At 53.4% G+C, this 12,212-nt stretch carries 9 protein-coding genes and 2 rRNA genes; 6 read left to right on the top strand and 5 right to left on the bottom strand.

All coding sequences use genetic code 11. The features are described 5' to 3' along the window. Positions 1-49: 49 nt before the first annotated feature. The 6 genes from BN1190_RS14675 to BN1190_RS14650 all read left to right on the top strand — a co-directional run bounded on the left by BN1190_RS14675 (position 50) and on the right by BN1190_RS14650 (position 7,001). A 23S ribosomal RNA gene (locus BN1190_RS14675) occupies positions 50-2,981 on the top strand. Between the two features lie 79 nt (positions 2,982-3,060). Further along, a 5S ribosomal RNA gene (gene rrf, locus BN1190_RS14670) occupies positions 3,061-3,176 on the top strand. Between the two features lie 483 nt (positions 3,177-3,659). Next, the gene (locus BN1190_RS14665) at positions 3,660-4,478 is read left to right on the top strand and encodes a YihY/virulence factor BrkB family protein (protein WP_040287718.1); all 819 of its coding nucleotides are present in this window, start codon (positions 3,660-3,662) and stop codon (positions 4,476-4,478) included. Then, positions 4,479-5,156, top strand: a complete 678-nt coding sequence (locus BN1190_RS14660) for a response regulator transcription factor (RefSeq protein ID WP_040287717.1) — start codon at positions 4,479-4,481, stop codon at positions 5,154-5,156. Next, positions 5,153-6,532, top strand: a complete 1,380-nt coding sequence (locus BN1190_RS14655; protein WP_040287716.1) for a sensor histidine kinase — start codon at positions 5,153-5,155, stop codon at positions 6,530-6,532. Before BN1190_RS14660 ends, BN1190_RS14655 begins: the two co-directional genes overlap by 4 nt. A gap of 73 nt (positions 6,533-6,605) precedes the next feature. Then, positions 6,606-7,001, top strand: a complete 396-nt coding sequence (locus BN1190_RS14650) for a hypothetical protein (RefSeq protein WP_040287715.1) — start codon at positions 6,606-6,608, stop codon at positions 6,999-7,001. 317 nt (positions 7,002-7,318) lie between these two features. Here BN1190_RS14650 and BN1190_RS14645 read toward each other — a convergent pair whose 3' ends face one another. The 5 genes from BN1190_RS14645 to BN1190_RS14625 form a co-directional block, all read right to left on the bottom strand. After that, entirely contained in the window at positions 7,319-8,860 is a 1,542-nt protein-coding gene (locus tag BN1190_RS14645; RefSeq protein WP_040287714.1) for a solute symporter family protein, read from the bottom strand. A gap of 14 nt (positions 8,861-8,874) precedes the next feature. After that, entirely contained in the window at positions 8,875-9,237 is a 363-nt protein-coding gene (locus BN1190_RS14640; protein ID WP_244898722.1) for a DUF485 domain-containing protein, read from the bottom strand. A gap of 221 nt (positions 9,238-9,458) precedes the next feature. Continuing rightward, positions 9,459-10,151, bottom strand: a complete 693-nt coding sequence (locus tag BN1190_RS14635) for a hypothetical protein (protein ID WP_144036123.1) — start codon at positions 10,149-10,151, stop codon at positions 9,459-9,461. Further along, positions 10,132-11,022 (bottom strand): ABC transporter ATP-binding protein, encoded by an 891-nt coding sequence (locus tag BN1190_RS14630; protein WP_040287712.1) that lies wholly within the window; start codon positions 11,020-11,022, stop codon positions 10,132-10,134. Before BN1190_RS14630 ends, BN1190_RS14635 begins: the two co-directional genes overlap by 20 nt. 12 nt (positions 11,023-11,034) lie before the next feature. Continuing rightward, positions 11,035-12,198, bottom strand: coding sequence for a hypothetical protein (locus BN1190_RS14625; RefSeq protein ID WP_040287711.1), 1,164 nt, complete (start codon positions 12,196-12,198; stop codon positions 11,035-11,037). Positions 12,199-12,212 lie beyond the last annotated feature (14 nt).

Here is a 12,212-nt window from a genome sequence, read left to right as displayed (position 1 = left end):
CGTTCTGACGTCCATTCATCGCTGGGTGGCGGAAGAACAATGACTTTATGGTTAAGTTAGGAAGGGCGCACGGCGGATGCCTTGGCACTAGGAGCCTATGAAGGACGGCACTAACACCGATATGCTTCGGGGAGCTGTAAGTAAGCTGTGATCCGAAGATTTCCGAATGGGGAAACCCACCATCTTTAATAGGATGGTACGTATCTGTGAATACATAGCAGATACGAGGCAGACCCGGAGAACTGAAACATCTAAGTATCCGGAGGAAGAGAAAGAAACATCGATTCCCTGAGTAGCGGCGAGCGAAACGGGAAGAGCCCAAACCAGGAAGCTTGCTTCCTGGGGTTGTAGGACACTCTATACGGAGTTACAAAGGGATGGGGTAGGCGAAGCGGCCTGGAAAGGCCCGCCAGAGTGGGTAAAAGCCCCGTAACCGAAATTCCATCCCCTCCAGAGTGGATCCTGAGTACGGCGGAACACGTGAAATTCCGTCGGAATCCGGGAGGACCATCTCCCAAGGCTAAATACTCCCTAGTGACCGATAGTGAACCAGTACCGTGAGGGAAAGGTGAAAAGCACCCCGGAAGGGGAGTGAAATAGATCCTGAAACCGTGTGCCTACAAGTTGTCAGAGCCCGTTAATGGGTGATGGCGTGCCTTTTGTAGAATGAACCGGCGAGTTACGATTCCATGCAAGGTTAAGCCGAGAACGCGGAGCCGCAGCGAAAGCGAGTCTGAACAGGGCGCATGAGTATGGGGTCGTAGACCCGAAACCAGGTGATCTACCCATGTCCAGGGTGAAGGTAAGGTAACACTTACTGGAGGCCCGAACCCACGTACGTTGAAAAGTGCGGGGATGAGGTGTGGGTAGCGGTGAAATTCCAATCGAACCTGGAGATAGCTGGTTCTCTCCGAAATAGCTTTAGGGCTAGCCTCAAACGTCAGAATCTCGGAGGTAGAGCACTGTTTGGACGAGGGGCCCATCCCGGGTTACCGAATTCAGACAAACTCCGAATGCCGATGATTTATGTTTGGGAGTCAGACTATGGGTGATAAGGTCCGTAGTCGAGAGGGAAACAGCCCAGACCGCCAGTTAAGGTCCCCAAGTATTCGTTAAGTGGAAAAGGATGTGGCGCTGCCCAGACAACCAGGATGTTGGCTTAGAAGCAGCCATCATTTAAAGAGTGCGTAATAGCTCACTGGTCGAGTGGCGCTGCGCCGAAAATGTATCGGGGCTAAACGAATCACCGAAACTGCGGATTGACACCTTGGGTGTCAGTGGTAGGAGAGCGTTCCAAGGGCGTTGAAGCTGGACCGGAAGGACTGGTGGAGCGCTTGGAAGTGAGAATGCCGGTATGAGTAGCGAAAGAAGGGTGAGAATCCCTTCCACCGAATGCCTAAGGTTTCCTGAGGAAGGCTCGTCCGCTCAGGGTTAGTCAGGACCTAAGTCGAGGCCGATAGGCGTAGACGATGGATAACAGGTTGATATTCCTGTACCACCTCCCCGCCGTTTGAGTAATGGGGGGACGCAGAAGGATAGGGTGAGCGCGCTGTTGGTCATGCGCGTCCAAGCAGTGAGGTGTGGAACGAGGCAAATCCCGTTCCTGTAACATTGAGCTGTGACGGCAAGGGGAAGTTTCCCTGGAGTCCCTGATTTCACACTGCCAAGAAAAGCCTCTAGCGAGGCGGGAGGTGCCTGTACCGCAAACCGACACAGGTAGGCGAGGAGAGAATCCTAAGGTGATCGAGAGAACTCTCGTTAAGGAACTCGGCAAAATGACCCCGTAACTTCGGGAGAAGGGGTGCTCTGGTAGGGTGAACAGCCCGAGAGAGCCGCAGTGAATAGGCCCAGGCGACTGTTTAGCAAAAACACAGGTCTCTGCAAAACCGTAAGGTGACGTATAGGGGCTGACGCCTGCCCGGTGCTGGAAGGTTAAGAGGAGAGGTTAGCGCAAGCGAAGCTTCGAATTGAAGCCCCAGTAAACGGCGGCCGTAACTATAACGGTCCTAAGGTAGCGAAATTCCTTGTCGGGTAAGTTCCGACCCGCACGAAAGGCGTAACGATCTGGGCACTGTCTCAACGAGAGACTCGGTGAAATTATAATATGCGTGAAGATGCGCATTACCCGCGACAGGACGGAAAGACCCCGTGGAGCTTTACTGTAGCCTGATATTGAATTCCGGTGCAGCCTGTACAGGATAGGTAGGAGCCTTGGATGCGTGAGCGCCAGCTTACGCGGAGGCAATGGTGGGATACTACCCTGGCTGTATTGGACTTCTAACCCTTGCCCGTGATCCGGGCAGGAGACAGTGTCAGGCGGACAGTTTGACTGGGGCGGTCGCCTCCTAAAAGGTAACGGAGGCGCCCAAAGGTTCCCTCAGAATGGTTGGACATCATTCGAAGAGTGCAAAGGCATAAGGGAGCTTGACTGCGAGACCGACAAGTCGAGCAGGGTCGAAAGACGGGCTTAGTGATCCGGTGGTTCCGCATGGAAGGGCCATCGCTCAACGGATAAAAGCTACCCCGGGGATAACAGGCTTATCTCCCCCAAGAGTCCACATCGACGGGGAGGTTTGGCACCTCGATGTCGGCTCATCGCATCCTGGGGCTGTAGTCGGTCCCAAGGGTTGGGCTGTTCGCCCATTAAAGCGGTACGCGAGCTGGGTTCAGAACGTCGTGAGACAGTTCGGTCCCTATCCGTCGCGGGCGCAGGAAATTTGAGAGGAGCTGTCCTTAGTACGAGAGGACCGGGATGGACACACCGCTGGTGTACCAGTTGTCTTGCCAAAGGCATCGCTGGGTAGCTATGTGTGGACGGGATAAATGCTGAAAGCATCTAAGCATGAAGCCCCCCTCGAGATGAGATTTCCCATTACGCAAGTAAGTAAGATCCCTCAAAGATGATGAGGTGGATAGGTCTGGTGTGGAAGCATGGCGACATGTGGAGCTGACAGATACTAATCGATCGAGGACTTAACCAAACAAAAGCGGAAGCGCCGTAAGGCGGTCTTGGCTGCACAATGTCTGTTTTATCCAGTTTTGAGCGAACAAGCTCATCTGTCTGGTAACGATGGCGAAGAGGTCACACCCGTTCCCATACCGAACACGGAAGTTAAGTTCTTCAGCGCCGATGGTAGTAGGGGGCTTCCCCCTGTGAGAGTAGGACGTTGCCGGGCACTATAAAAAGCGGGGACGATCGTTTTGATGCGACAAGCATCAGGGAGTCGGAGCTGGATTAACACGAGCGGAGACAAAATGTCTCTGCTCGTGTTTTTTTATTGCATGGAATGCTAGCATGTAAATGTTATCATGGGTCTGCCACCCGTCGCAGAGTATTAACATACAGTTTCGCTTCAGAAGGCGGTCCGTAAGAGTGAAGAGGCTACGGGTTCTCCTCTGATTTCCTGCATGGACTGCGGATGTGTGAAACCCTTAGAATAGAATAAGATAATGGATGGTATGATGATAAGTATTGGATGGCATTTAACATGATTTTGGGCTACGCCGTATGGGGTAAAAGCTCCTAATCATGACTTTCAAGATGGAAAGATAATTTTTCAATAAATTGGTTGTCAGGACTCTCAATGTCCCCCTAATATAGATGGCTGTGTCTTTAACCGGCTTCTCCATGAACCCAAGACGACAAAAGGAGATTGATGATGAGTATAGGTATTAAAGTCCTAAAAAGGTTCTTTTTTGAGCGTTTTTTTGACCAAGCGGCTCAAACTGCCTACTATCTGCTGCTGTCGATATTGCCGTTTTTCCTGTTCGTGCTGTCGCTGCTCAGTCTCTTTCCGGTCAATGAAGAAGTTATGTTTCGATTTCTCCGGCCTTTTATTCCTGAAGAGTCTTTCTTACTGATTGAAGATAACGTCCTTGAAATCGTGAGGAACAAAACAGGGAAATGGCTCTATTTGAGTCTGGCGGGTGCTTTCTGGCTGTCGTCCGTGACAGTCCAGTCGCTCGCCCGTTCCCTGGACCTTGCAAACGGGTATGTCAGGAAGAGGGGCTTCTGGCTGTCGCTGTTCCGGGATCTCGGCGTCACGCTGCTCTTCATGCTGATTGTGCCGCTGTCCCTGCTGCTGCCGTTCATCGAAAACGTGCTCCATCAGGTGATTGCGTATTATGATGCCGTGGACGACTGGGAAGGCTGGCTGTTCCTTTGGCCGAAAGTGAAGTGGGGGCTCGGAACGCTCTTCCTATTCTTCTTTTTCCTGTTCTTCTATAAATTCGTGCCGACCGGAAAGGTGTATTTCCGGCAGGCGCTGCCGGGGGCGGTCTTCTCGACAATCGGCTGGCAGCTGTTCAGCTACCTGTTCGGCGGGTGGGTGACTGCTGTCGATTACACGCGGTTGTACGGCCAGCTGTCCGGTATTATCATGCTGGTCATCTGGTTCTATATGACAGCGGTCATTCTGCTGCTGTCCGGCCTTCTTAATGCGGAGTGGAACCGATCGAAAACGAAAGGTGTGAAATAGATGACGACAATATTGGCAGTGGATGACGATCCGAATATCGTGGAACTTGTTCGGATCACCCTGTCGGGGGCAGGGTATTCGGTTATCAAAGCGGCAAATGGTAAGGAGGCACTTGGGAAATTAGCTGAGGAAGTACCGGATCTCGCGGTTGTCGATGTGATGATGCCAGAGATGGACGGCTATGCGCTGACGAAGAAACTGCGTTCCGAATGGGATATCCCAGTGTTGCTGCTGACGGCGAAGGGGGAATTGGAGGACAAGGAGAAAGGGTTCCTTGCCGGATCGGATGACTATCTCGTCAAACCGTTCGAGCCGAAAGAGCTGCTGTTCCGGATCCGCGCGATTTTACGCCGCTATGACAAAGCGGTCGATGTCTTCATCGAAGCGGGGCCGCTGTCCATCAACCGTCAGACGTACGAAGTGACGATCGGCAGGAAAGTGCTGCTGCTGCCGCTGAAGGAATTCGAACTGCTGTCCGTGCTCGCCTCCCGTGTGAACCAGGTGTTCACGCGTGACATCCTGCTGGACCGTGTGTGGGGGTTTGACTACGAGGGAGATGACCAGACCCTTAACGTACATATCAAACGGCTGCGGAATAAGCTCGAAGGCCTGCCGGAAGGGATCCGCATCGTGACCGTCCGGGGTGTCGGTTATAAGCTGGAGGTCCCTCTGCCATGAGGTCCCTGTATGGGAAATTCCTTTTATATACCGCAGCCATCATGACATTCAGCGCCCTGACTGCATTCCTGGCAGTGAATACGTACTACCACCAGAATCTCAAAGGATCGAACGACGAGAAGAACATGCGGATCGCCAAGCAGATGGCGGACTACATCGAAGAGATGGAACCGCCGGATCTGCGGGTTTTTCTGGAGATGGAGGCTGGGACAGGATACAAACTGCTGCTGGCCGGTGCGGATGGAAAGACGGAGCGGTTCGGACAGGCGTTCCGTCTGGAGAACTTGGCGCCGGAGAAAGTGGAAAAGGTGTTGGCAGGAGACGACTACCATGGGATGCGTGAGTTTCCGACCGAAACGTTCGTGACCGGTTTCTTCTCGGACGAAACCGCGAACACGGTCGGCGTCCCATTTACGTATGAGGGCAGGGACTATGCGCTGTTCCTGCGTCCAGATATCAAACTGCTGTTCACGGAAGTGCATTACCTGCTCGGCGGTATGGTGATCGTCATGGCCATCACCAGCCTGCTGGCAATGCTCATCGTTGCGAAGCGGCTCATCCGGCCGATCACCCAGCTGACGCTTGCGACGAGGCGGGTCGGGAATGAGGAATTCAGTCCAATCCTGAATATCGATCAGAAAGACGAGATCGGGCAGCTTGCGGAAAGTTTCCAAAGGATGACGGAGCGTCTCAGTGAGAACGACAGGATCCGGAAGCGATTCATCAGCGATGTGTCGCATGATTTCCAGTCGCCTCTGCTGAATATCAGAGGATATGCCGAACTGCTTGCAGACGAATCCCTGCCGGCGGGTGAACGGGCGGGCTATGCGAAAGTCATCCAATCGGAGACGGACCGGCTGTCGTCGCTGACGAAACAGCTGCTGCTGCTGACATCGCTCGATCAGATGATGAGCCCGCTGAAACCGGTGCAGTACAGTGTGAGTGAGCAGCTGAAGGAGACAGTGCGCAAATACCGGTGGCTGTTGGAAGAGAAGCAGATTTCGTTATCCATGGACGTGGAAGAGGCTGAGTTGACGGGGGATCCGTCGTTCCTTGAAAAGGTCTGGGAAAACATCCTGTCGAATGCGTTGAAATACACGGACAAGTATGGGACGGTGGACGTATCCCTTGCTGCAGGAGAAGAGAAGGTGGTTGTCACCATCAGCGACTCAGGCATCGGCATCGCGCCGGAGAACATGGAACGGATCTTCCACCGGTTCTACCGCGAAGACGACTCCCGGACACAGGCGGCAGAAGGGACTGGGCTCGGTCTCTCTATCGTGCAGCAGGTCGTCGAGCTCCACGGCGGAACGATCGATGTGACCAGTGAAAAAGGGAACGGAACGACATTCACAGTTACACTGCCGAAACTGTAATGTACTGTACATGTTGCGTTCATCTTCAGGTTGTATGATGGAAGTAATCAGAACGGCACAGGAGGAATGCAGCATGCAAGAGAAATGGAGTATGCGTTTAATCAGGATTGCAGCGATTTTCGGATTGATCGGAACGGTATTAGGTTCTCATATGGCGGGTTCGGGTTCGTACGCGTTCAAACCGATCCACGCGCACATTCTGCTCGTCGGCTGGCTGTCGATGTTTTCGTGGGGAGTCTTCTACAAAATATACAGGGTGCGCGCCAAAAAGTTGGTGGCCGTCCACGGCTGGACCGCCATCATCGGCGCCATCGGTCTGACAGCCGGTATGTGGCTGCAGTTCATCCAGCCATTCAATATCAACCCGACATTCGCTCTCATCTTCTACATCGTCGGCGGTACGATCCTGCTGATCGCCTTCGCGCTGTTCGTCATCATGACGTTCATGACCGAGCGGACAACAGCATAAGCGTATCGGATGAAAACCGTTCCCTGCCTGGGGAACGGTTTTTGCGTCTGGCGGCAGAGGAATCAGTTGCGGCAAAGCGGGAAAGTGCTCATAAATGGTGCCGTTCCGCTCATAAACCGGGGGAAATGATCATAAATATGGGATTATGCTCATAAATCCTTGAAAGTGATCATAAACATGGGATTCCGCTCATAAACTGTCATTTTGCGCTCATAACTTCACAATTCCCACTCGTCTTCATCGGGAATACAGACAAAAGCCCGGCGGTCTGCCTGCAAGACAGACCCCGGGGCTTATAGGAGATACGAAGACACAACTTACAATCCGCGGTAGCCGGTTTCCGCTTTGAACCGGACCTCCGCGTAGGACACTTCCTCCGCTTCCTGCTTCTTTGCACCGACATATGTGCCGATGACCGCAGCCAGGAAGCCGGCCGGGATTGAGATGATTGCCGGGTTGATGAACGGGAAGAGCGGTTCGCCGACGAAGAACGCTGCACCCGGCACCGGATTGATGACGTTCGGACTGACCGCGACGAGCACCAATGCCGTAATAAGGCCGGTCAGCATGGACGCCACTGCGCCTGTCGTGTTGAACTTCTTCCAATAAATCGTCATGAGCAGAGTCGGTACGTTCGCGGACGCTGCGATACAGAATGCGAGCGACACGAGGAATGCGACGTTCAATTTTTCCGAACCAAGTGCCAGCAAGATTGACAGGACACCGACGCTGATGGCGGCAATACGGGCTGCGCGCACCTGCTGTTTCTCCGTCACTTTGCCTTTCATGATGATTTCTCCATACAGATCATGCGCAATGGCGGATGCACCCGAGAGCACGAGCCCTGCGACAACGGCAAGGATCGTGGCAAATGCTACAGCCGCAACGAATGACTCCAAGGCATCCCCGCCGAGCACACCGGCGAGCATCGGTGCAGCCATGTTGCCGGCGGCATTTTCAGCAATGATCGCTTTCGAGCCGACGAACTTGGCGGCCCCGAACCCGAGGAAGATCGTAAGGACATAGAAAATGCCGATGATCCAGACCGCATAGACGACGGATGAACGGGCCGTCTTTGCATCCTTCACCGTGAAGAAACGCATGAGGATGTGCGGCAGGCCTGCTGTTCCTAGCACCAGGGCCAGCAGTACGGAAATCAGACCGATCGGATCTTTGTAGACGACCCCCGAATGGAGGAATGATTCCCCGTGGTCCGTCGCTGTCCGCATAATATCGAACATGCCGACGAAATTGAAATTGAACTTCATTAGGACCAGGAACGAAATGACGATGGTTCCGATCATCAGCAGGATCGCCTTGACAATCTGCACCCAGCTTGTTGCAGTCATGCCGCCGAACAGCACATAGACGAGCATCATCACGCCGACAATCATCACTGACATCCAATAGTCGATGCCGAACAGCAGTTTGATGAGCGCGCCTGCACCGACGAGCTGCGCAAGCATATAGAACAGCACGATTGTAATCGTATTGAGCGCCGCCGCTTCGCGCACTTTCTTTGCGCCGAAGCGGGAGCCGATCATGTCGGCCATCGTATACTTTCCTAAATTCCGGAGCGGTTCTGCAATCAGGAACAGCACGACCAGATAAGCGGTCAGAAATCCGACACTGTAATAGAAGCCGTCGAATCCGTTCAGCGAGATGGCGCCGGCAATCCCGAGGAATGATGCGGCGGACAGGTAATCTCCGGCGATCGCCATGCCGTTCTGCCAGCCGGACACGGAGCCGCCTGCCGTATAGAAGTCACTGGCCGTCTGCGTCTGTTTTGCAGCCCAGTAGGTGATGTACAACGTCAATAGAATCACAGAGAAAAAGATTATAATGGATATCATACTCATCAGCGAATCCCCCTTTATTCCTGAACGTGTTTTTCGATAATCTGGTCAACGTCCTTATCAAAATCCCGTGCTTTCTTTACATAAATCTGCGTGAACACCCATACCATGGCAAATAACCCGAAGGCGTAGACCCATGTCCACGTCATCCAGCCAACTGCACGCGTTTCCAGTATGTTTGTGTAACTGGTCAGGATCGGAAGCATCAGGTAAATTACGAAAAATGCAGCCGTATAAGGTGTGATGAAGCGGTTCTTCTTCCTGACGAGCCGCTTGAACTCCGGTGTCTCGATGATCCGTTCATAGTCCAGTTTCCCATCCGTCGTGCGCGGCAGTTCCTCTGTCACGCGGACTCCGGATTCTTTCAGTCCCACTGTCACAAACTCATCCCCTTTTGTTTTCGTTGATATACCCCGCAGTTGTCAGGCGATCCCCAAATCACTTGGCAACTAGAGGCAGGACATACCTATTTTGTAAAGGTAACGAAAAGACAGAAAATATGCAATATTATTTTTACATAAGAAACAGACGGCCGGCAGTAAAAAGACCGCAATCTCATAGGAGAGTCGCGGTTTCCGGTGGATCTGATGAAGCTGAATCCCTAATCTGCAGGATTGAACACCACGGTAGACGTGTTAGTGACACGGAGCCACTGCCCTTCCCTGAGCTCCACACGGCTTTCGGTCTTCCCTGACGTGCCGCCGATCAGTTCGTAAAGGATGGGGTCTTTTCCTCTCTCAAGAATCTGCAAGTACCCATAGAGTTCATCAGTTGAAATCGTATATACTCCCGGGTCGATATCCGTTCCCACTTTCCATACACCTGCAGACAGGGTGTTCCTGGGTTCCGTCTCAGCAGGAAAAACTGAAACCGAATCATATCCGCCATCTGCGCGCACGGTCATCGATTCATCCACCGAAACAGTGAGCGTATGAGCACCGGCATAATCGCCGACAATTTCCCGGAGTATTTGCTTGCCGTCTTTATCCAATACATAGATATTCCCGGTAGGATTTCCGGCAATCATATACCGGCCAGGGGGCAGTGTGATGGTTTCACCGGTCTTCGGGACAACAGGGACAGCGGTTTCACGGGCTTCGCTGTTGGCGCGGTCGACTTCCGTAAACAGACCTGGATGAACAGAGCCGATCAGCTCCTGTTTCTCCTTGCCGGTGATTTCCTGATTCTCTGCGTAGCGGACAACGGACTCGGAAGACGGAACGGACTTTGTCTGGCAGCCTGCGGAGAGCGAGATCAGCAGGACGAGCAGCACGTTACGCATAGTAGTTTTCATAGTATTCCACCGTTCCGAGCGGTCCGATCGTCAGTTTGGCTGTGCCCTGCGTAAGAAGCTTTTCGATCCATTGCACCTGATCAGGCATGGACAGTCCGTTCAGCGGAATGCAGAGCAGGTGACGGGCGATATAGAGATGATCCTGCGGTAGGGCCAATGACTCTGCCAGAAGATTATATTGATCTGGCGCCATCTCGGCCTTCAGGAAAAGGTCCCGCTCGCCTGTCAGCTTCTGTTCGTGGACGATCACCCCGTCCTTCAGGAAGATGACACGGTCGGCGTATAAGTCGAGGTTTTCGAGCAGATGGGAGGCGACAAAGATCAGTTTCCCTTCCTCCTTCATCTGCATCAGACAATCGGAAATGAGGGCGACGTTAGCGATATCGAGCCCGTTCATCACCTCATCCATCAGCATGACAGGCGTGTCGGCGGCCATCATCATGGCAAAACAGAGCCGCTGCCGCATGCCGAGTGAATAGGTTTTCACTTTCTTCTTCACATAGTGGCCCATCTGGAGACGTTCGATGATGGCCGGGACTTGCTTGGACGAGTGCTGCCACATCGAGGCGTATAATTTCAGGTGAGCGGTGCCTGTCAATTCTTCAAAAAGGTCCCCCTGTTCCGGGAATGTTGTCAGCTGCCGATGGATCGCAACCTCTTCCCGTTCGCTGCGGTAGGAATGCTTTCCGTCAAACAGCACTTGGCCGGAGTCCGGCTTCGTATAGTTTGCAATGATATTGAACAGCGTCGTCTTCCCGGTGCCGTTCGGTGCAGCAACACCGATGATCTCTCCTTTTCCGGCTGTGAAATCGATCCGATCCAGGACCACCTTGCCCGGATAGGCGATCGATATGTTCGTCAGTTTCAGCATGACTGTCCCTCCTTAGTGTTTCCTGGCTGTCCGGTATGCCCGGGCCGGCTGTCTGTAGCGAAGCCGGTTGACGATGGCGGCTGTGCCGAGAAGGATGGCGGTCAGGCCCGCATACCAGAAGAATGCATGACGGATATCCAGCTGCCTGCTTGCATACCGTTCGGCTGCGATGCCGTTCATCACGGAAGCACTGTCCAGCATGACGAGCGGCCGGAGCCAGCCGGCCTGCAGACCTGCCGTCGACAGGATAGAGGGCAGCAGGATGAAAAAGAGAATAATCAGAACGGCTGCATAGGTGTTTTCCGTGAATTCCTGCAGCAGGGCGAACGCCGCAAGCAGCAGCAGGCTGATGAGCAGGAACGATAGGGACTGGAGCACAATATAGGAGACGGACGAGACCGCCCGGAACTCTCCGCCGTCATAGAGCAGCAGAGGTGATAAGAAGTCCCCCCATCCTGTCTTCAGTCCGGCATACAGCGCGCCGGCACCGATACCGGCGGCCAAGAACAGCGTAATAAGCGCCAGATGGACGCCCAGTTTCGTAAGCATCCGCTGTGACGATGAAACCGGCAGCCCCTCCATGACGGAGCGGTTCGCCCGGTCATGGAGCATCATGCTGCTGCCGATCAGCAGGACGAACAAGCCGAATGGCGCACCGCTGATCCGATCCAGAGCAGCCGGTATGAAAGCACTTGCTGCCAGTGGATCTGCGATAATCGGCACGTCATGCTGCTGCTGATAGGTCAGCAGGGCCGTTTCTTGACGGATCTCTTCTTCCGTCATGATCAATTCCTCAGGCATGCCTTTGTTGCCGGCATCGTAAAGCTGCAGGCGCAGTTCGGTAAGCCGCAGTCCGTCTTCGATGTAAGCCTTGCTGTTCTCCTCTTCATCCCATAAGTAGAAACGCTGCATGTTGATGAGGGATGCCTGTTCCGTCAGGTTGTCGTAGATCATCTGCCCCTCTTCCGACTCCCTCAGCTCTTCCGGAAATGCTTTGAAGATCGTTTCGAACAGTCCGGCTTCTTCATTCTTCTGATCTTGTACGGTTTCGATCTGCTGCTGGCTGTAGTGACCGAAATAGATCGGGAAGAAGAGGACCAGTGCCAGACCGAGCAGCCAGTTTTTCCGGTTATGTGCAAGCATGTTCAGTTCGAATAACAGATAGGTCCGTTTCATGGACAGACTCATTC

Source organism: Sporosarcina koreensis (assembly GCF_000826145.2).
GTDB classification, from domain to species: Bacteria; Bacillota; Bacilli; order Bacillales_A; family Planococcaceae; genus Sporosarcina; species Sporosarcina trichiuri.
This window is presented reverse-complemented; position numbering and strand designations above follow the sequence as displayed.

Coding starts and splice junctions, on each gene's coding strand:
- BN1190_RS14665 (WP_040287718.1), top strand. CDS start 3,660: ATGAGTATAGGTATTAAAGTCCTAAAAAGGTTCTTTTTTGAGCGTTTT.
- BN1190_RS14660 (WP_040287717.1), top strand. CDS start 4,479: ATGACGACAATATTGGCAGTGGATGACGATCCGAATATCGTGGAACTT.
- BN1190_RS14655 (WP_040287716.1), top strand. CDS start 5,153: ATGAGGTCCCTGTATGGGAAATTCCTTTTATATACCGCAGCCATCATG.
- BN1190_RS14650 (WP_040287715.1), top strand. CDS start 6,606: ATGCAAGAGAAATGGAGTATGCGTTTAATCAGGATTGCAGCGATTTTC.
- BN1190_RS14645 (WP_040287714.1), bottom strand. CDS start 8,860: ATGAGTATGATATCCATTATAATCTTTTTCTCTGTGATTCTATTGACG.
- BN1190_RS14635 (WP_144036123.1), bottom strand. CDS start 10,151: ATGAAAACTACTATGCGTAACGTGCTGCTCGTCCTGCTGATCTCGCTC.
- BN1190_RS14630 (WP_040287712.1), bottom strand. CDS start 11,022: ATGCTGAAACTGACGAACATATCGATCGCCTATCCGGGCAAGGTGGTC.
- BN1190_RS14625 (WP_040287711.1), bottom strand. CDS start 12,198: ATGAAACGGACCTATCTGTTATTCGAACTGAACATGCTTGCACATAAC.